The organism is Isoptericola sp. NPDC060185 (assembly GCF_042728595.1).
Taxonomy (GTDB): Bacteria; Actinomycetota; Actinomycetes; order Actinomycetales; family Cellulomonadaceae; genus Isoptericola.
On the sequence record NZ_JBHWYY010000087.1, the window covers coordinates 1 to 17,326 of the forward strand.

At 73.4% G+C, this 17,326-nt stretch carries 26 protein-coding genes; 3 read left to right on the forward strand and 23 right to left on the reverse strand.

Going from position 1 to position 17,326, the window contains the following annotated elements:
• Positions 1 to 136 precede the first annotated feature (136 nt).
• From ACFWDO_RS18815 to ACFWDO_RS18925, 23 genes are all read right to left on the reverse strand, one after another.
• Positions 137 to 1,333, reverse strand: a complete 1,197-nt coding sequence (locus tag ACFWDO_RS18815; protein ID WP_380322832.1) for a phage major capsid protein — start codon at positions 1,331 to 1,333, stop codon at positions 137 to 139.
• Positions 1,334 to 1,459: 126 nt separating this feature from the next.
• Positions 1,460 to 2,155, reverse strand: a complete 696-nt coding sequence (locus ACFWDO_RS18820) for an HK97 family phage prohead protease (RefSeq protein ID WP_380322829.1) — start codon at positions 2,153 to 2,155, stop codon at positions 1,460 to 1,462.
• A complete protein-coding gene (locus ACFWDO_RS18825) occupies positions 2,152 to 3,282 on the reverse strand; it encodes a phage portal protein (RefSeq protein ID WP_380322826.1) in 1,131 nt (376 codons plus the stop codon). The genes ACFWDO_RS18820 and ACFWDO_RS18825 overlap by 4 nt, the downstream gene beginning before the upstream one ends.
• Positions 3,282 to 3,470: a hypothetical protein gene (locus ACFWDO_RS18830; RefSeq protein ID WP_380322823.1), complete on the reverse strand. Its 189-nt coding sequence runs from the start codon at positions 3,468 to 3,470 to the stop codon at positions 3,282 to 3,284. The genes ACFWDO_RS18825 and ACFWDO_RS18830 overlap by 1 nt, the downstream gene beginning before the upstream one ends.
• Positions 3,471 to 3,481: 11 nt before the next feature.
• Positions 3,482 to 4,939, reverse strand: a complete 1,458-nt coding sequence (locus tag ACFWDO_RS18835; RefSeq protein WP_380322820.1) for a hypothetical protein — start codon at positions 4,937 to 4,939, stop codon at positions 3,482 to 3,484.
• Complete coding sequence (locus ACFWDO_RS18840) at positions 4,860 to 5,288, reverse strand: hypothetical protein (RefSeq protein ID WP_380322817.1); 429 nt, start codon at positions 5,286 to 5,288, stop codon at positions 4,860 to 4,862. The genes ACFWDO_RS18835 and ACFWDO_RS18840 overlap by 80 nt, the downstream gene beginning before the upstream one ends.
• Positions 5,289 to 5,574: 286 nt before the next feature.
• Complete coding sequence (locus tag ACFWDO_RS18845; protein WP_380322814.1) at positions 5,575 to 6,294, reverse strand: AAA family ATPase; 720 nt, start codon at positions 6,292 to 6,294, stop codon at positions 5,575 to 5,577.
• Between the two features lie 125 nt (positions 6,295 to 6,419).
• Entirely contained in the window at positions 6,420 to 6,593 is a 174-nt protein-coding gene (locus tag ACFWDO_RS18850) for a hypothetical protein (protein ID WP_380322811.1), read from the reverse strand.
• Positions 6,590 to 7,441, reverse strand: coding sequence for a hypothetical protein (locus ACFWDO_RS18855; RefSeq protein ID WP_380322808.1), 852 nt, complete (start codon positions 7,439 to 7,441; stop codon positions 6,590 to 6,592). The genes ACFWDO_RS18850 and ACFWDO_RS18855 overlap by 4 nt, the downstream gene beginning before the upstream one ends.
• Positions 7,438 to 8,466, reverse strand: coding sequence for a hypothetical protein (locus ACFWDO_RS18860; RefSeq protein ID WP_380322805.1), 1,029 nt, complete (start codon positions 8,464 to 8,466; stop codon positions 7,438 to 7,440). The genes ACFWDO_RS18855 and ACFWDO_RS18860 overlap by 4 nt, the downstream gene beginning before the upstream one ends.
• Positions 8,467 to 8,574: 108 nt before the next feature.
• The gene (locus ACFWDO_RS18865) at positions 8,575 to 8,946 is read right to left on the reverse strand and encodes a VRR-NUC domain-containing protein (protein WP_380322802.1); all 372 of its coding nucleotides are present in this window, start codon (positions 8,944 to 8,946) and stop codon (positions 8,575 to 8,577) included.
• Complete coding sequence (locus tag ACFWDO_RS18870; protein ID WP_380322799.1) at positions 8,946 to 9,323, reverse strand: hypothetical protein; 378 nt, start codon at positions 9,321 to 9,323, stop codon at positions 8,946 to 8,948. The genes ACFWDO_RS18865 and ACFWDO_RS18870 overlap by 1 nt, the downstream gene beginning before the upstream one ends.
• Positions 9,320 to 10,429 carry a DNA translocase FtsK gene (locus tag ACFWDO_RS18875; RefSeq protein WP_380322796.1) on the reverse strand — a complete coding sequence of 370 codons (1,110 nt, stop codon included), beginning with the start codon at positions 10,427 to 10,429 and terminating at the stop codon, positions 9,320 to 9,322. The genes ACFWDO_RS18870 and ACFWDO_RS18875 overlap by 4 nt, the downstream gene beginning before the upstream one ends.
• Positions 10,426 to 11,157, reverse strand: a complete 732-nt coding sequence (locus ACFWDO_RS18880) for a hypothetical protein (protein ID WP_380322793.1) — start codon at positions 11,155 to 11,157, stop codon at positions 10,426 to 10,428. Before ACFWDO_RS18880 ends, ACFWDO_RS18875 begins: the two co-directional genes overlap by 4 nt.
• Entirely contained in the window at positions 11,154 to 11,576 is a 423-nt protein-coding gene (locus ACFWDO_RS18885; protein WP_380322791.1) for a hypothetical protein, read from the reverse strand. The genes ACFWDO_RS18880 and ACFWDO_RS18885 overlap by 4 nt, the downstream gene beginning before the upstream one ends.
• A gap of 1 nt (position 11,577) precedes the next feature.
• Positions 11,578 to 12,999, reverse strand: coding sequence for a ParB/RepB/Spo0J family partition protein (locus ACFWDO_RS18890; protein WP_380322788.1), 1,422 nt, complete (start codon positions 12,997 to 12,999; stop codon positions 11,578 to 11,580).
• Positions 12,996 to 13,484 carry a hypothetical protein gene (locus tag ACFWDO_RS18895; RefSeq protein ID WP_380322785.1) on the reverse strand — a complete coding sequence of 163 codons (489 nt, stop codon included), beginning with the start codon at positions 13,482 to 13,484 and terminating at the stop codon, positions 12,996 to 12,998. The genes ACFWDO_RS18890 and ACFWDO_RS18895 overlap by 4 nt, the downstream gene beginning before the upstream one ends.
• Positions 13,485 to 13,517: 33 nt before the next feature.
• A complete protein-coding gene (locus ACFWDO_RS18900) occupies positions 13,518 to 13,721 on the reverse strand; it encodes a hypothetical protein (RefSeq protein ID WP_380322782.1) in 204 nt (67 codons plus the stop codon).
• A 3-nt stretch (positions 13,722 to 13,724) separates the two neighbouring features.
• A complete protein-coding gene (locus ACFWDO_RS18905; RefSeq protein WP_380322780.1) occupies positions 13,725 to 14,060 on the reverse strand; it encodes a hypothetical protein in 336 nt (111 codons plus the stop codon).
• Positions 14,057 to 14,434 (reverse strand): hypothetical protein, encoded by a 378-nt coding sequence (locus tag ACFWDO_RS18910; RefSeq protein WP_380322777.1) that lies wholly within the window; start codon positions 14,432 to 14,434, stop codon positions 14,057 to 14,059. The genes ACFWDO_RS18905 and ACFWDO_RS18910 overlap by 4 nt, the downstream gene beginning before the upstream one ends.
• On the reverse strand, positions 14,431 to 14,934 hold the full coding sequence (locus tag ACFWDO_RS18915) for a hypothetical protein (protein ID WP_380322774.1): 504 nt from the start codon (positions 14,932 to 14,934) through the stop codon (positions 14,431 to 14,433). The genes ACFWDO_RS18910 and ACFWDO_RS18915 overlap by 4 nt, the downstream gene beginning before the upstream one ends.
• Positions 14,931 to 15,164: a helix-turn-helix transcriptional regulator gene (locus tag ACFWDO_RS18920; RefSeq protein WP_380322771.1), complete on the reverse strand. Its 234-nt coding sequence runs from the start codon at positions 15,162 to 15,164 to the stop codon at positions 14,931 to 14,933. Before ACFWDO_RS18920 ends, ACFWDO_RS18915 begins: the two co-directional genes overlap by 4 nt.
• 75 nt (positions 15,165 to 15,239) lie before the next feature.
• Positions 15,240 to 15,470 (reverse strand): helix-turn-helix domain-containing protein, encoded by a 231-nt coding sequence (locus ACFWDO_RS18925; RefSeq protein ID WP_380322768.1) that lies wholly within the window; start codon positions 15,468 to 15,470, stop codon positions 15,240 to 15,242.
• A 148-nt stretch (positions 15,471 to 15,618) separates the two neighbouring features.
• Here ACFWDO_RS18925 and ACFWDO_RS18930 point away from each other — a divergent pair, with 148 nt between their 5' ends.
• From ACFWDO_RS18930 to xerC, 3 genes are read left to right on the forward strand one after another with little or no spacing between them, the layout of a single operon-like run.
• Positions 15,619 to 15,888: a helix-turn-helix domain-containing protein gene (locus ACFWDO_RS18930; protein WP_380322765.1), complete on the forward strand. Its 270-nt coding sequence runs from the start codon at positions 15,619 to 15,621 to the stop codon at positions 15,886 to 15,888.
• Positions 15,889 to 15,942: 54 nt separating this feature from the next.
• A complete protein-coding gene (locus ACFWDO_RS18935) occupies positions 15,943 to 16,152 on the forward strand; it encodes a hypothetical protein (protein ID WP_380322762.1) in 210 nt (69 codons plus the stop codon).
• Positions 16,153 to 16,203: 51 nt separating this feature from the next.
• The gene (xerC, locus tag ACFWDO_RS18940; RefSeq protein ID WP_380322759.1) at positions 16,204 to 17,277 is read left to right on the forward strand and encodes a tyrosine recombinase XerC; all 1,074 of its coding nucleotides are present in this window, start codon (positions 16,204 to 16,206) and stop codon (positions 17,275 to 17,277) included.
• Positions 17,278 to 17,326: the final 49 nt, after the last annotated feature.

A 17,326-nucleotide genomic window follows, 5' to 3' on the forward strand; every position in this document is an offset into this window, starting at 1 on the left:
TAATCTCCCCCGGGCCGGGCGGGCCGGGCCTTTGCCCCCCCCCCCGGCCCCCACTTTTACCCCCCCCTTTTGCCCCCCCCCTGGGGGGGGTGGGGGGGGGGGGGGGCCCCCCCCCGGGCCCCCCCCCGGCGGGCGGTCACGCGGCGTTGGTGACCAGCGGCTTGACGGCCGTCGGGTCGAGCCCGACCGCGCCGCGACGGACCAGGGCGCGGAACGCCGTCTGGTCGTTGCCGAACCCGGCCTCGGCGGACCGCTCGAACCGCAGGCCGCCCGCGATGCGGACGACGAGGGCCGACCAGTCGCCGAAGTAGATCGGCTTCTTCGCCAGGCCGAAGGGGTCGAAGTTCGGCTCGATGAACACCGGCTTGCCGAGGATGAGGTCGGGCTGGCCGGCGACCAGGGCCGACTCCCACACCGGCTTGCCGTCCGCGGTCTTGAGCTTGCGGACCACGGCGGCCGCGCCGTCGGACATGCCGAAGGCGCACTTCAGCGAGGCGCGGTAGGGCGCGATCACCGAGTAGAAGAGGTCCACCAGGTAGTCCGAGCCGTGCCCGATCTGGGACTGGTCGCCCAGGCTCGCCGTGTCGCCCGGGAGCGTGGTGACGCCCGGGACGGTGAAGCCGGCCTTCGCGGCCGCGGCGCCCGCCGCGGCGACGTTCAGGCCGAGCTGGCGGCCGGCGTTGCGCGCGATGTACCCCTCGACGTCGAACGTGGCGTCCTGCAGGAGCTCGTTCGGGACGTAGGTGATGTACCCGCGCTTGGCGACGCCCAGGTCGACCGTGTCGAGCGTGGAGTCGCTCTCCGTGATCGGCCCGTTCGCCGGGATGTCGGCGTCGTCCGGCTCCGCGTGGATCGTGGCGCGCGGCATGGGGATGGTGTTCCCGTCCGCCGTCGTCATGAGCGTCGCGTAGTTGAGGATCTCGGACGACTCGACGGCGTGCTCCCACAGCTGGGTGGACACGCCCGCCTTGCCGGTGCCGCCCGCGGCCGACATGGCGCGGGACTCGATCGCGACGTCGTAGGACTCGCCGGCGCGCGACTCGCGCACCCACTTCGCGAACTCCGAGTCGACGCCGCCGCGCTGCTCGTCCTCCGGGCCGCCGTGCTCGCGCCGGAACGACTCCTCGAGGTCCTTCGCGCGCTGCTCGCCCTGCTCGGCGTTGCGCAGCCGCTCGGCGGCGTCCTTGCGGGCCTCGGCGAGGTTGTCGAGCTCCTGCTTCTGCTCGGCCGACAGCACCGGGTTGCCGGAGCGGACGCTCTCGTTGAGAAGGTTCGCCTGGCGGGTGTCGATCGAGTCGACGAGCTCCTTCAGGCTGTTCGTCAGAGACGACATGGGTGTCCCCTTTCCGGGACTCGTTGGGTGGTGGGTCCCGGTGGGTTGCGCCCTGCCGGATCGTGCTGGTGGTGCTACCTGCGCAGCGGGTGGTTTCCCTGCCCGCTGCGCCGGTTGGTCGTCAGGTCAGCGCCACGCCTTCAGCGCGTCGCGGACCGTGAACGCGGGCGGGGCCTCGTCCGTGCGGCGGAAGAACTTCCGCAGCTCGCCCTCGGCCGCGAGCGCCCGGACCTCGTCGACGGACGCGTCCTTGGCGCGGGCGAGGGACTCGAACGCGGCCGCGGGGCCGACGAGCGCGCCCCCCACGGACCGCTGCTCGTCGGCGAGGGAGCGCACGCCGACGCTCGTGTCCTCGTAGGCCGGCGAGTTCACCGGGGCGACGTCGAGCAGGCGGACGGACAGCAGCCGGCGGATCGGGAAGTTCTGGTCCGTCTCGCCCCACTCGTCCTCGTGCACGACGAACGCGAACGACGACTGCCGCACGTCGCCGCGCTGGATCAGCTCGTGCACGTCCGCGCGGGCCGACGGCAGGTCGGCCTCGTAGGTGAGGCCGATGTCGTCGACACCGAGGCGCAGCGTGCCGCCCCCGGTGGTGCCGAGGACCATGTTGTCGTCGTGGTTGTACCGGGCGATGACGCCCGGCCAGCCGTCGCCGCGCGACTTGTTGAATGCGCGGGTCGCGATGGTCTCGACGAAGCCGCCGAGGTTGCGGGACGTGGTGTCGAACTTGGCGGCGTAGCCACCGATGGTGCGCTTGTCGGCGGCCGCGGCCCGGGTCTCGACCGGGACCGTGGTGAACCGACGCTCAGCGGTGCTGGTCATGCGTCCTCCTGACGGGTTGCCGGCGCGGGGTCGGGCCGGGGCACGTTGCGGTAGTCGCCGCCTGCGATGGGCGGGCGATCGTCGAGGGCGAGCGCCTCGTTGAGGGACAGACGGCCGTCCTTGAGCTTCGCGCCGATGATGTCCGTCTGGGTCTTGATGTCGGGGCGGATGGTCTCGGCGACGTCGAGGCGCATGAACTGCCCGCCGGGCAGCCACCGCGCGACGGCGAGCTCGAGCCGCTTGATGTACGGGCGCATGTTGTGCGCCCGGTTCCGGGCCCGGGACTCGTCGTTGGAGTACGTGAGCGAGTCGCCGGCGTTGCCGCCGACCTCGCGCGGGTCCAGGCCGTAGATCGCCGCGATCTCCGAGGCGGTCAGCTTGAGCGTCTCGATGAACTGCGCCTGCGCCGGCGGGACGGACACGATGGTCAGGTCCCAGTCCTTGCCGGTCACGAACGGCTTGCCGGACGCGAACGACGTCACGGCCCGGCTCTGCACCTTCTCCGCGGCCTTGCCGTCGAGCACCTGCATCTGGTTCTTCAGCACCGCGGGCGGGATCCCGCCGCCGCGCTTGACGTCCGCGTACTCCTGCGCCGACAGGCCCGCAGCCACGATCGACGCGTAGTGCTGGATCGGGGACATGCCGAGCAGCCGTCCCTCGGGCACGAGCCACGGGATGTGCGCCACCTGCGAGGCCGGTGTCTGCGCGCCGTTCAGGTACCACCACCTGGTGCCGTGCTCGTCGTTCGTCGGCGACCAGTCCCGCGACCACTCGATCATCAGCGGCAGGTTGCCGCCGTAGCCGGAGACCGACCGGATGCGGCCGACTGCGTTCCCGTCCGTGACCGTCGCGTACATCGCCTGGCCGAGCCAGTTCTCCGTGCCGTACTCGAGCTCGATGTTGCGGAACAGCTCGGGCGTCCCGATCTCCACGACGCCGCCGGCGCCGTCGGGCCGGTAGAACCGCGGGGTGAGGGTCGAGACGTAGTCCACGATCGTGCGGATGGACGCGAACACCGGCGTCAGGTACGTCGCGCGCTCGGTCGTGATCGTCTGGGCGGTGCCGGCGGTGTCGATCCACTCGTCCCCAGCGGCGCGCTTCTCCACGCCTGCGTTGAGCCACCCCATCACTGCCACCCGAGGAGCAGGGCGGCCCCGACGGCGATCGCGCCGACGGCGATGAGCGCCACGCCGAGGCCGACGGCCAGCCACAGTCCAGCGCCGACGGCGAGCGCGCCGCAGGCCATGAGGCCGGCCGAGGTCTCGCCGATGGTCGGTCGCCGCACGGAGGGGAGCTTCACGGTGAGGCGCTTCACGTTGACCCCCTTCACAGGATCGAGGACATGACGTCGTAGTTGGCTTCCTCGCGCGTCGCGGAGAGCGCGCACGCGCACGCCTCGAGCGCGCTGATGTCGCCGCCCTTGCGCGCGAACGCGCGGCGGTCGCCGATCTGCCGCCACCCGGCGGCCGCGACCGCGGCGTCGAGCTCGTCGTACCCGCCGTGCTCGACCGTGCCGGCGTCGACGGCCTGCACCAGGTCGTCGCACGCCTGCACGTACCCGGGCAGGTCCAGGCGGGTCACGATGACGCCGGCCGCCTCGAGGTAGGCGATGACGGTGGACGCGGGCCCGCCGCCGTCGACGACGACGGGCACACCCTGCTCCGACTGGATCCGCGCGACCTCGGCCACGAACTTCCCGCGCTCCCGCGTCGGGGAGCGCAGCACCGAGCCCAGGTGTGGCCGCTCGCCGCCGAGCACCGCGCCCAGCGACAGCCACGCGTGGTCGACGTCGCCGGCCACGCCGAGCGCCACGACGGGCGCGTCCTTCGGGCGCGGCGAGACGAGCTCGGGCCAGCGCGGCATGATCAGCTGTCCGGACGCGTCGTCCCGCCAGATGCCGAGGCGGTCCTCGGCGAACTTCGCCGGGTCGTAGGTCTCGAACTCGCCCTGCACGACCTCGTGGTTCATCCGCGTCAGCCACGCGGGGTTGGCCGACCAGCACAGGTACTCGACCGCCGGCGTCCACTTCCGCGCCGCCAGGTCGTCCTGCGCGGCCCGGTACTCCTCGCTGTCGACCTCGACGCCCCACTCGCACCACGCCGCGTTCGTGGACTTGCCCGCGAGCGCCGCGCGGCGGACCGCGTCGAAGGCGAACGAGTCGTCCTCCTCCTGCGGCGTCGTGCCGAGGAGCCACACCTGCGGGTTGGGCATCGCGGACATGGTCGAGTTGATCGACGTCCACGCGCGTGAGCCGAGGATCTGCGCCTCGTCGAGGAGCAGGCAGTCGGACGAGAAGCCCTTCCCGCCGGCGCCGGAGCGCGCCTTGAACTGGACCTTGGCGCCCGTGGTGAACGTGACGGCCTCGCGGTTGAGCGCGTTCATGACGGCCTTCACCCGCAGCCGCAGCGCGACGTTGTCGTCCGCCTCGATCAGCTCCATGAGCTTCGCGAACGCCTCGCGCGCGGTGTCCTGCTGGTGCGCGCTGACGACGATCTTCTTCTCGCCGAACAGCAGCGCACCCGCGAGGATCCGCGACACCATCAGCTGCGACTTGCCGTTCTGCCGAGGCACCGTCACGCCGACCCGCTGCGCCGCCCACGTACCGTCCGTGCGCTCGCCCTGCGCCGCCTCGAGGATCTCCTCCTGCCAGCCGTCGAGGACCAGGCCGAACGACGCCGACAGGTCGACGACGTCGCGCGCGGAGCTAGCGCGGACGCTCTGCGGCGTGACCCAGGCGCGCGACGGCGCCTCCCCGAGCAGCTCGACGGGCTGCGATCTCGTCAACCGGGTCACCCGCCTTCCCCTGCGACTGCGAGCCGTCGGCCGACGGGAGCGCCGCGATGCGCGCCTCGCACGCGAGCAGCTGCCCGTACAGCGGCGCGCGCTTCTCCGGCGGCGCCTTGTCGATCGAGCGTTGGATCCCCTCGAGTACGCCGCGCAGGTACGCGGCGCGGTCGGTCGCGGCCGCCGGGCGGTCAGCGCCGGCGCGGCAGGCGCGGTGCTTCGGCGTCGCGCTGCTGCGCGCCGTGAGCCGGATCGGCTCACCGCACACCGAGCACTTCCCCTGCCGGGCTGGAGAACTTCCTGTCTTGCGAGCCTTCTTCACCCGCTCGCCCTGACGCTTCGTGACCACGCCATCACCGCCCGAACGCCGTAGATCGTCCGGTTCGCCCTGCGATGCCGCAGCGTCGCGTCTCGCGCCCACCGGCATACCCCAGGGGGGCACGTCCTGCTGAGACCCGCGTAGACCCCTCTGACCTGCGACGACACGGACGAACAGCGGGTGAGACCCGAAAAATATCACGAGCCGTGTGTGAAAACTTTGGTGGTTCGGGGGTGAGGGGGAGGGCTGGCCGCAAAAAATCCGGCGCGGTCGCGCGACGACGCGCGCCGCGCGGCCGGAGATCTTCCTGTCGAGGTCAGAGGTCGAGTCGTCTCGTCGCGGTCACGACGTCGCGTCGCTCGCGTCGAGCTCGCGCGCGTCCACCCTTGCGTCCGCCCTTGCTGGTGTTGCACCGGGCGTGCGCGGGACCGAGGTAGCCGGCGCCGTCGTCCGTGTGGTCCAGGTGCCAGTTGCTGCCCGGCAGGACCGGGCGGCCGCACACCGTGCAGGGCCGGGGGAGCCGGGCCGCCCAGGCGCGGCGCGCGGCCTGGTGCGCGCCGCCGTACCGGTGCAGCTTCTCGGCGTAGGACGTGCCGCGCTGCGTGAGGCGGATCGGGCGCCACGCGGTGCAGTCGAGGTCCTCGAGCCCGGACCAGGCCGGCACGCGGTCGATGCGGTCGTGGGCGGCGTACCACGCGGTCACGCCGCGCAGCCCGTCGCGCACGGCACGCCGTCGCGCGCGCACCCGCTGCGCGCACACGTCGAAGCCCGGGTCGAGGAGATAGCCGTGCGTCGCTCGCACCAGCTGCTGCGCCTTGGCCCGGGCAGTCGAGGAAGCGCCGGTGCGGATCACCACGGCCGACGCGTTGGGGTTCGTGCCGACCGCGCGCATGGCGGCGATGAACTGCCGCTCGCTGCTCCACTGCGCGTCGTCATGGTCCAGCACCTGCAGGCCGAGCGTGTCGGCCAGCTGGTGGGCGAGTGTGGACTTGCCGGCGCCGGGCGGGCCGAACAGCAGCACGACGAGACGAGGCACGGTCACCTCCGCCCGGTACGACGAAGGCCCGGCACCGGGGAGCGGTGTCGGGCCTTGCTGCGGGCATGACGAACCCGCCGCCGTCAGAGTAGCGCATCACCCCGTCGCGTGCGACCAACCCACGATCACGGCGAGTCACGCACGACTCGGTCGGCGGTACAGCCGGGCCGGGTGCACACCTGGTGCACGCGCACGCCGGCGACGGTGGCGAGCACCGCCCACGAGTGCCCCTCGAGCTGGCATCGGGTGACCTCCACCTGGCCTGCGAACGTGACCACGCGCGGCTCGGGCGCGCTCACGGCCGCCACGCCGTACCGACGACGTCGGGCGTGGTGCGGCCGACGAGGGCCGCGGGGGTGTGGGCGCGGTACACGTCGGGGTCGGCGAAGTCCCCGGGCTCGTGGACCTGGCCGCAGGTCGTGCACGGGCCGGACGGGCGGGTCCCGATCGTCGCGGCCACGGCCGCGTGCTCGGCGGCCAGCTGCACCGCGGCGCCGAGCTCGTCGACGGTCGCGTGGTCCCACGCTGTCCCGCAGTCCAGGCAGTAGGCCGTCGTCGGGTACAGCCGCACCCGGACCTTGCCGAGCACCCCGCACACCGGGCAGCGCACGTTCGGCTTCCACGGCGGGTCGGCCCACGTCGTCGCGGTCCGAGCCAGCGCCCACCACCGCATCACGTCCGCGTCGAGGTTGCGCAGCATCGTGTCCGGCAGGGTTGGTGCGAGCTCGAGGAGCCGGCGCAGGCGACGGGCCGGCCCGGACGGCATGGCCTGGCCGACCAGCACGCGGCACCAGGTCTGCGTGCCGAACTGGATGTCCTGGTGCGCGGCCATGCCCTCGATGTTCGTCGGCGGCCGTGAGCAGGGGCCGGCCGACGAGCCGCCGGCGGACGAGTCGTCGGCCGGGTTGAGGAGCTGGGTGAGGAGCGGGTCGTGCTGGATCGTCGTGGAGCGCACGACCGCGCGCGGCAGGGGGCGGGGGCCCTCGGCACCAGGGGCCGGGTCGCGACGCTCCTGCCACGTCTGCTGAGATGCCGGGATCCACTGAGACACGTAGTCGAACCAGGGGTCGACGAGCTGCGCGACGCGCTCGGCCATCCGGTCGAGGATCTCCTCCTGCTCGGTCCGCTCGGGACGGTGCTTGCTCATGCGGGGGTACCTCCGGGGGTCGGGCGAGGGCGGGCACCTCCACGCCGGCCACGACGGCGGCGAGGGCGCGGGGGTTGGGCGGTGGGCTCGGTCGTGCTGGCGGGTGACAGATCAGGTCGTGCGCGCGGCCCCGTACTGGTGTGGTGAGTACCCGAACCGTCCCGACCCGACCCGGTCGAATCCGTTCTGTCGACCTTGGGGGTTGAGTTCCGAGGCGACTTCGGGGCGGACTTCGGACGCGCTGCCGGGGGCGCTGCTGCTCGCACTGCCGTGGGGCGTGCGGGGGCGGCTGCTGCCGGCGCTGCGGGTCGCACACCTTCGGGTGCGGGGTCCGCTGCTGCCTGGGGCGCTGCGCCGTCGTCGCTCGAGACGTTCTCGGTGATCTCGGGGTGGCCGTTGTCGTTCAGGTACTTCGTGGTCGCCTTGCCGTAGCGGGGCGACGTCGGGGGCGTGCGGACGGTGTGGTTGTCGTCCCAGAGGTCGACGTTGCCGCCGCGGGCGCTGTTGCAGCCGAGGCAGGCGACGACCATCGTGTCGACGGTGCCGGCGGTGCCCGGCTCGAGGTGGTCCAGGGTGCCGGTGCGGTTGCTCTTGCGTCCGCGCCACTGCACGAGGAGGCCGCACCATCGGCAGTTGTCGCCGTCGCGGAGCAGCACGGGCGCCTTGAGCGCCGGGTTGCGGGTGTCGTCGCGCTGCTGACGCTCCCACGTGACCTCGGCGCGCAGCCGCAGGTGGATGAACTCCGGGTCCTGGACGAGGCGCCAGGTGCGGCCCGCGAGGACCACCTCGAGCAGCCCGACGGCGACGCACTGGCTGATCAGGTCGCGCCAGCGAGCGCCGCCGATCATCTGCACGGTGCCGACGTCGATGACGTAGTCGGTGGTGTGCGCGGCGGACTGGATGGCGCACCGGCTGACGAAGCCGAAGACCTCGTTCACGGTCCGCTCGTCAGCGGTGTGGAGGCCGGCGGTCGCCATGACGGCGGGGTAGGTGGCGGCGCTGTCGCCGGTGCGCATCCAGGGCAAGGGGTGCGGCTCCTTCCGGGAGTCGGGACGGGGCGGTGGTGGGTCAGTCGGAGCATCGGCACTCGCCCGTCTGGGGGTTGGTCGGGCCACCGCAGGAGTCGCAGAGGTTCACGTCGTCGTCACCTCCTCCCGGGTGAGGACGGCGAGGATCGTGCCGTCGAGGAGGTCGGCCGGCCGCCACACGTGCCGCTCGATGCCGGCGGCCGCGAGGCCGACGAGCCACGACTGCTGCGCGGGTGAGACGCGGCCACGCTCGGTCTTGAGCTCGGCCATGACGAGGCGCCGGCGGGCCGTGCTCAGCAGGACCAGGTCCGGGAACCCGGGCTGCGAGCGGCGGGAGTCGTGGGTGTGGTAGCCGAGTTCCCAGCCGAGCTCGCGGGCCAGGCCGAGGACGCGGGTCTGCAGGGCGGCCTCGGACATGTCGCGGGCGACCTGGGCGCGGTACTCGGCGCGGGACAGGGGCCGCAGCGGGGCGGCCATCAGCCGTCCGTGTCGTCGGCGAGGAGCTCGGCCTGGGACTTGTCGCCCACCGTGCCCGCGCACGAAAAGCTGTACGAGAGGCCGTCAGCGGAGAAGCCGGCGCCGCGGCACGGAGTCTGCCCGCACCGCGGGCACGGGCGCAGGACCGACGCGTCGACGGCGCGACACGCGTGGTACCCGCCGCCCGCCGGCGCCCGCCACGGGCCCTGCCGGCGGGCTGCGCGGCACTCGGTGCAGCAGCAACGGCCGCAGCGGACGCACGGGAGGGCGACGTGCCGGCGCAGGCGCGGCGTCCACGTCGCGAACACGAGCAGGGCCACGCAAAGCAGCACGAGGCCAGCGAGCGCGCCGAGCATGAGGAACAGGAGGCTCGTCACCGGTCGGCCTCCCGCTCCGCGCGGATCTCCGCGAGGACGGCGTCGATCGCCTCAGGCGGCTCGAGCACCGTGCGGGCCCGGGATCCGTCGGACTCGCCCACGACGCCGACGCGCTCCAGCTCGTCCATGAGGCGGCCGGCCTTCGCGAACCCGATGCGGAGCTTGCGCTGCAGCATGCTCGGCGAGCCGAACTGCGTGGTGAGCACGAGCCGGACGGCGGCCTCGACGATGTCCTGCTCGAGGTCGGGCTCCTTGTCCGCGTTGGTCGTCGCGTCGAAGATGCGGTCGACGACGGCGGCGAGGCTGCCGGTACTCTCTTCCTCGAGCAGGCCCTCGCGGTAGTCGCCGGCTGCGCGGCGCAGCAGGTTCGCCCACCGGGTCTCGTGCTCCATCTGGGCGACGGCGTCGCGGCTCATCGGCATGATGACGCCGACGACCTGGCCGTTGTCGACGCGCACCGTCCACGCGCCGTCGTGGAACTCGTCGCGGCCGGCCCGCGGCGTCACCTCGAGCGGCAGGCCGTAGACGTTCGCCGTCTTCACCCACCGGGTCACCAGCACCGGGTTCAGCGCGGTGCGCAGCTGGTCCGCCGCGGGCAGGCCGAGCGTGGCCGCGATCAGGCGCGGCACGTCCGGGAAGCCACCGCCCGGCCGCACCACGTCGTCCGTCGGGATCCGCGGCACCGTCAGCGAGCGCCCGTCGAGCAGGGCGCCCTCCTCGGTGAACGTGACCTCGTGGGGCGTGACGACGAGGTGGAACGCCTGCGTCTCCCACTGCGCGCGGGCGTGCTTCTCCGCCGGCGGGGTGAGCACCGCGAGGACCTCGCGCGCTGACCGGGGCTCGATGTCCACGGTCGCGAGCTCGGGCAGCTCGAGCACGTCCTGCACCTCGATGTACGCGGCGGCCGCGGTGTAGCGGTCCAGCGCGACCGCCAGGACCGTCTTGTCGTCCACGAACTGCAGCCGCACCCGCTGCAGCACCGGGAGCTCGTCCTCCGTCGACACGTGCGGCAGGACCGCCGCGAGCGCCATGCGGAGGGACGCGCGGCCGACGTAGACGTCGACGGGCGGGGCGGCGACCTTCGTGGGGGTCTCGGTGGCGGTCACGCGGCGGCCTCCTGGGGGTGGTCCTTGCGGAAGTGGGCGGCGAGGTCGATGACGGCCATCGGGAACGTGACCTTGACGCCGACCTGGATGACCTTGTGGCGGGGGCAGGTCCAGACGAAGCCGCGGCCGAGCTCGCCGTCGAGACGGCGGACCCGGCGCACGCGCGGGCGCGGGGCGGGCTTGGCGTCGGGGCGCGCGGCGACCTGCTCCGCGACCTTGGACGGCGGCACCGGGTTGCCCTTCCAGCGACCGCGGACCTCGACGCCTGCGCCCTTGAGCACGGCGCTCACCGTCGCCTGCGAGACCCCGATGCGGTCCGCGACCTCCTGCATCGTCAGCACCTCCTCGGTGCTCGTGTAGAGGGTGACGATCTGCCGGTTGCGGATCTCGCGGGACTCGCGCGTCTCGCCGCTCCTCGGGCCGCGGCGGGCGGGCTTCTGGGTGGGCACGGGCACCTCCTCGGTGCGGTCGATCAGGGCGGGCGGCGGCGTGGTGAACGCGGCCTTCTCGTACTCGGTGCTGACGAGGGCGGCGCCGTGCAGGCGCGACGTCGACTTCGTGGCGGGCTGGCCCGACGGCTGCGCGAACGGGTTGGTGGCCGCGCGGCGTGCCGCCTCGGCCTCGCGCCGCTCGCGCAGCGCGTCCAGGTCGGCGGGGGTGCGTCCCGTCGGGAGGGTGAGGGCCCCGCCCACGTAGCCGCCCGCGGCGGTAGTGCCGGCGGCCCTCACGAGGCACGCCCCGCGACCAGACGCTGACGGTGGTCCCAGCCCTCGAGGTACGCGACCGCGGCCGCGAGCGCCGTGTCCTGGGCGATGAACCCGACGCCGCCGAGGTGCAGCACCGTGAGGGCCTCCGCGTGGAGGCGCTCGGCGTCCATGCGCGGGTCGAGCGCGGCGGCGACGTAGCAGCGGAGGGCGAACGCTTTGGCGGGCACGGCGGCCTGAGCGGCCGCGAGCGCCTCGGAGAGGATGCGGCGGGAGTCGCGGACGCCGGCGGCGAGGTGCGCGGCCGCGTGGCGCAGCTGGGCGGCGTAGATCGCGCGCACGGCCTCGTCCTCCCAGCCGGGGGCGGCCGGGATGATGGGCTGCTCGGCCGTCGCGGGGCGGCGCGCGGGGCGGTGGGCGCGGGTCAGGGTCGCGGTGGCCACGTCACGCCTCCTTCGTCTCGTAGGCGTCCAGCCAGGCGTGCTCGAGCTCGGACAGCCCGTACCCGGCGTCGGCGAGGAACCGGAGGTGGGTGGCGCCGAGGGCCGGCGCGCCGGTGTAGTTGTTGTCCGCGGCGGGCCGGCGCCAGAACGCGAGCTCGCCCTTCGCCTTGATGGCGTCCTCGCCGATCGCCATCGCGGCCTCGAGGAGGTACCGCTTGCCGCCGTCGGGACTGCGGCGGATGGCCTTCACGTGTGCCGAGGTCGACGCGTCGGCGACCAGGTCGTCGAGGACCTGGTGGACGCCGAACTCGTGCGGGTTGCCGATCGCGATCATGAGGGCTGCGTGCTGCACCTCGGCGTCGGTCGGCTTCACCGCGCGGCCCACGAAGCGCGAGCGGATGAACTCGCGGCGCACCGTCTCGGCGGCCTCGGCCGCCTTGCCGTTCGCGATCACGCGGCGGCGCTCAGCGGTCGCCTCCTCGGGCGTGGCGCCCGACGTCGCACCGGCGGTGTTCCGGGCGTGCCGGTTGAAGTGCGCGTGCTCACGCCAGGAGGTGCAGTACGTCTCCTCGCGCACGTCGTCGACGCTCCTCGCCCACACGTAGACGGCGTGCCCCGGGCAGGACATCTGGTGCTCGGTGACGTCGAGCGCGGGAGCGGTGCCGTTCGCGTTCGGCTTGTCGGTGAGGCTGCTCAGGTTCTCGGCGCGTGCGCCCTGCCCGTAGGTCACCGCGCGGACGTCCAGCACGGTCACGCCCTGGGCGCGCAGCTCGCGCTGGCGGTTCTCGACGGCCTCACGCTCGGCGATGTCGCGGCGGGTCCGCTCGATCTCGTGGTCGATGTCGGACGGGTCGTCGATGGCCGCCTCGACGAGGCGCTCGGCGGTCTCGACGTCGCCGGCGGCCACGTCCGCGATCTTCGCCGCGGTCACCAGGTCGACGCCGGCGCCGTGCACCGCGGTGCGCGTGCCCTCATCGACCTCCGCAAGCGCCAGCGCGGCGGTGACGTCGTCCTTGGGGCGGTGGGTGCGCTTGGCGATCTTCGCCGGCGACCAGCCGAACAGGGCGAGCTGCGCGACGGCCGCGACGTCGTCGGCCTGGGTGATCCCGAGCCGGTGGTGGTTCTCGCCGAGCTGCTCGACGATGCGGGCGGCCTCGTCGGCGATGTCGTCCACGAGGTAGACGGGCACGGACGGGAGGCCGGCCTCGACGGCGGCGAGGGTGCGGCGCTGGCCGGTGACGACCTGCAGGTTGCCGAGCGCGTCGTGCTTCACGGCGATCGGCTGACGGACGCCGTTCTCCGCGACGTCGCGCTTGAACGCGGTGCTCATCACGACGGTGCGGCGGACGTTCTCGCCCAGCACGAGCGACGTCGGGTCGACGAGGGTCGGGCGCGCCACCTCGGGCGCGTGGGCGGCGCTCACGCCAGCACCGCCGGCCGGACGCGGGAGACGCGCGCGGCCGTGTACGGGCCCCAGGACTCCACACGGTGCACGCGGTCGTCGACGACGGCGTAGACGTCCAGGCGGCCCTCCTCGCGCCACTTCCACTCCACGACGTTCGACACGAAGACCGGGGCCGCCGTCTCGTCGAGCATCCGGACACGGATGTCGAACGGCGTGCGCTCGCCCGACGGGCGCGACACGCGCTCGGACGGCGCGTCCTGGCGGGCCGGCGCGTCGAGCACGGGCACGGCGCGGACGCGCTCCACGACGTCGGCAGGGTCCAGGCCGACGGCCGTCGCGACGATGCGGGTGATGCCGTCCACCTCCTCCGGGGTGGCGTCGCGCAGCGGCAGCTCGTCGGACGCGGCGTACACGGGCGCGCCCTCGGGGTTGGGCTCGTCCGGGAGCGGGTACGTCATGCCGCGCACGTCGCGCGGGGTCGGGACGGGGTGCAGGTCGGTCACGGGTGTCTCCTGGTGGTCAGGCGGGGCGGGGGGTCAGTCGTCGTGGGCCGCGAGCGCCGTGGTGTCGGCGCGGGGGTGGGCGATGCGGGCGAGGGTGGCGATGGTCTGCCGTCGGGCTTCCTCGCGGGCGTCTTCGTGCCGCCGGCACATGGGGCAGGCGGGGCGTCCGGACCGGAGGGTCCGGGCGACCGGTACGCCGTGCTCGCAGAGCGGCTCGTCGACGTCGGCGAGGAGCACGGTCTACCCCGTGGGGGTGCGGCGGTAGAGCTTCACGAGGGCGTGGTGCGCGGTGAAGCCGGTGGACGGCTCGCGGCGCGGGTCGCGGGTGCCGGGGTAGTACACGGGCTCGATGAGCCGGTCGGCGCAGGCGCGGGCGAACAGGCCCGCGCGAGCGCGGTGCGGGAAGTGCACGGCGTCGAGCTGGTGGCGGACGAGGTTCACGGAGAACTCGGTGCCGGGGCGGACGCTCGCGATCGCGGCGAGGCCGGCGGCGACCTGCTCGGGCGTGACGCCCTTCATCGAGCGGGCGCGGCCGCGACGACCGGCCTCGGCGGGGGTGATGGTCGTGGCGGTCATCGGTGGGCCCTCCGCTGCGTGACGTGGACGAGGCGGGCGAGGAGCGCGGCGCCGCCGAGCATGAGGACCGGGCCCGCGATGAGCTGGCCGCCCGACGCGAGCGGGGCCGTCAGCTCGACGACGACGCCGGCGTAGACCCCCGCGAGCGCGACGAGCAGGGTGACCGCGTGGCCGATCGGGTGCCGGTCGACGCGCCCCGCGGTGTGCATGGTCACGCGGGGCGCGTCGGCCGTCCTCTCCTCCCCCTGCGAGGTGAGGTCGGGCTCGCCGTCGTCGTCGCGCGGAGTAGTCGCGGCGAGGGCGGCGAGGCTGTTGGTGGCGGCGTGGTCGGCGAGGAGGTCGTCGACGTCGCGGGACTCCGGCGCGTCGCTCACCGGATGCCTCCGCGCAGCTCGACGAGGCGGGAGCACGCGACGTCGAGGGCCGACATGGCGCGCCCCTCGGGGATGCCCGGCTCCGAGCCGTACCAGTCGAGCGCGGCCGCGACGACGTCGGCCTGGGCGCGCACGTCCGCGAGCGCCTTCGTCGCGGCCTCGTCGACCGCGGCGGAGGCGGGCGCGACCCGGCCGTGCAGCAGCGCCTGCAGGCCCGCCGGCGACGACAGGCGCGGCACCTCGGGGGCGACGGCGGCCGGGTCACGCTCGACCCCCGGGACGGCGTCGATCGGGGCCGCGTCGTCCTGCTCGGCGTGCCAGTCCATGTGGTCGCGGATCGGGTCGTAGTCCTCGTCCAGGTCGACCGGGCCACCGGCCCAGCCCGACGCGAACGAGCAGCCCAGGCGCGGGCACCGGAACAGGCCGGAGTCGGCCGACGGGTCGTAGGTGGCGCCGTCGAACGAGAGGACGCCGTCCGGCGTCACCGTCTTGGTGGTCATCGGGCCACCACCAGCTGCGTCTTGGCGGGGGCGGTGACGGCGCCGCCGCGAGAGGTCGCGGCGTACTGCTCGTCGAGCCAGGCGTCGACGTCGTCCTCGTAGTAGGCGACGCGGCGGCCGACCTTGAAGCTGCGCGGGCCCTTGCCCTCGTGGCGGAGGAAGCGCAGGGTGCCCTCCGGCATCCCGGTGCGCTCAGCCACCGCGGGGATGAGCATGATCCGACGGTTCACGGGTACTCTCCTTCGTGTCTGGTGAGGGTCGGCGCTTCTTGGCGGGGGCGGCCGGCCCTTGCTGTTTCCTGGCGGTCAGTTGGAGCGGCGCTCGGCCTCGCCGTAGATGTCGGACGCCGTCGTCCCGAGCGCCACCGCGAGCTTCACCGCGGCGGACGCCTTGAAGTCCCGGACGCCGGCGAAGTACCGCTCGACGCTGCGCGCACCGAGGCCGGCAGCGGCCGCGATGTCCGTCACGGACAGGCCCTGCTCCTTGCGGCGCTCGTCGATCACCTTCATGACCTCGGAGACCTGGGGTGCGTTCATGTTGCGACCGTAGCGCCAAATATGGCGAACGGCAACGTTGATCTGGCGAGCGTGCCAGAGTTCACCCGGATACAGGGTGTGTGAGACGGGGCGAAAAATGCGCCCGACCTGGCGTATCAGACGCCGTAACGGCGTACTCTCTCCGGGTATGGACACCTACGAGAACGACGCCGACACCCTGGTCAGAGCGCTTCTGGCCACCGTGAACGGTGAACGGGTTGCCGCCGGCCTCACGGTCGCGGAGCTCGCCGAGAAGTCCGGGGTGCCGAAGCGGACCCTCGACCGATACCTCGGGCCGGGCGGCGGCGACATCCCCAACAAGATGCTGACGAAGGTCGCGAAGGCGCTCGGCGTCACGGCGTCCTTGCTCTGGGCGCGCGCTGAGGAGCGGGCCGCACGCGAAGAGTCGCGAGACTGAGTTTCACCCGGTTCTCAAGTATTCGTACCGTTTCAGCCGAATTACTGTTCCGTCATGAAATCAATTTCCGTTCCTGACGGGACCTCCGCGACGTCGCTCGCCACGCTCCACGCACTCCGAGCCCGGGACATCCACCGCAGTGCCGTGCCGCCCGACGTCCTCGACCGCCTGGTCGCCGACGACCTCACCGCGCGCGACCTCGCGTACCTCTGCGTCGTCGCCGGCACGCTCCCGTCGACAGTCGTCGCTGCTGCCGGGGGATGAGGCTCTAGAAGCCCCCCCCCCCCCCCGCGATTCCAACGTTCAGGAGGAGCCGTGGCCAATCTCGCGAAGAGGCCAGACGGCAAGTGGCGGGCCCGCTACAGAGACGAGCAGGGCCGCCAGCACGCAAAGCACTTCCGCCTCAAGAAGGAGGCGGAGGACTGGCTCGCCGACGTCGCCGTGTCAGTCAAGTCGGGGACCTACGTAGACCCCGCCCGCGCCAAGCTCACCGTCGCGCAGTGGTGCACAGAGTGGATCGAGGCGTACAGCGGCCGACCCTCCACGATCCGACAGGCGCGCACCCACCTCGCGCGGATCGAGAAGGGGCTCGGCAAGCACCGCCTGAGCGCCCTCCGGCCGTCACACGTGAAGGCGTGGATCAAGCAGCTGCAGGACGAGCCGCTCGAACCGTCCTACGTCTACGCCCTGCACGCCCGCCTCGCGCAGCTGATGACCGACGCCGTGCACGACGGCCTCGTGCCACGGTCCCCGTGCTCCCGCCGCACGGCACCGCCGGCGGGCCGCCAGCGCACGTTCATCGCCACGACCGAGCAGATGTGGGCACTCCACGACGCCATGCCCGAGCGATACCGGGCCGCGGTGCTGCTCGGTGCGTTCGCCGGCCTCCGCGACGCCGAGGTGTGCGGGATCCGGAAGGACGACGTCGCCTGGCTCGAGTACGTGATCCGGCCGGCGGTGCAGTACCCCGAGGACCCGCTCAAGACGGAGGAGTCGAAGACGCCCATCCCCGTCGCGCGCGAGCTCGTCGACCAGCTCGCCGCCCACCTGGCCGCCCACCCCTCCGACACCTGGATCCTCACGGACGACCTCGGGCAGCAGGTCGGGCCGTGGAAGCTACAGCGCGCGGTCCGCACGGCGCGCAAGCGGGCCAACCTGCCCGCCGAGTTCCGCTTCCACGACCTCCGGCACTACTACGCCTCGCTGCTGATCTCCGACGGCGCGGACGTGAAGGTCGTGCAGGCGCGCCTGCGGCACAGCTCGGCGAAGACCACCCTCGACACCTACGCGCACCTGTGGCCCGACACCGACGAGGCCACGCGAACCGCCACCGCCGGCGTGCTCCGCGCGCGCATCGCCGCGAGCGCCGAGGAGGCCGTAGGGGAGTAGGGCTGCGAGCCCGCAGCACGAAGACGCCAGGAGCCCCGCCCCCTCATCG

What these genes read in the sequence shown, in the direction of transcription:
- ACFWDO_RS18815 (WP_380322832.1), bottom strand. Translation starts at nt 1,333, where the DNA reads ATGTCGTCTCTGACGAACAGCCTGAAGGAGCTCGTCGACTCGATCGAC.
- ACFWDO_RS18820 (WP_380322829.1), bottom strand. Translation starts at nt 2,155, where the DNA reads ATGACCAGCACCGCTGAGCGTCGGTTCACCACGGTCCCGGTCGAGACC.
- ACFWDO_RS18825 (WP_380322826.1), bottom strand. Translation starts at nt 3,282, where the DNA reads ATGGGGTGGCTCAACGCAGGCGTGGAGAAGCGCGCCGCTGGGGACGAG.
- ACFWDO_RS18855 (WP_380322808.1), bottom strand. Translation starts at nt 7,441, where the DNA reads ATGAGCAAGCACCGTCCCGAGCGGACCGAGCAGGAGGAGATCCTCGAC.
- ACFWDO_RS18865 (WP_380322802.1), bottom strand. Translation starts at nt 8,946, where the DNA reads ATGGCCGCCCCGCTGCGGCCCCTGTCCCGCGCCGAGTACCGCGCCCAG.
- ACFWDO_RS18905 (WP_380322780.1), bottom strand. Translation starts at nt 14,060, where the DNA reads ATGACCGCCACGACCATCACCCCCGCCGAGGCCGGTCGTCGCGGCCGC.
- ACFWDO_RS18915 (WP_380322774.1), bottom strand. Translation starts at nt 14,934, where the DNA reads ATGACCACCAAGACGGTGACGCCGGACGGCGTCCTCTCGTTCGACGGC.
- ACFWDO_RS18925 (WP_380322768.1), bottom strand. Translation starts at nt 15,470, where the DNA reads ATGAACGCACCCCAGGTCTCCGAGGTCATGAAGGTGATCGACGAGCGC.
- ACFWDO_RS18930 (WP_380322765.1), top strand. Translation starts at nt 15,619, where the DNA reads ATGGACACCTACGAGAACGACGCCGACACCCTGGTCAGAGCGCTTCTG.
- ACFWDO_RS18935 (WP_380322762.1), top strand. Translation starts at nt 15,943, where the DNA reads ATGAAATCAATTTCCGTTCCTGACGGGACCTCCGCGACGTCGCTCGCC.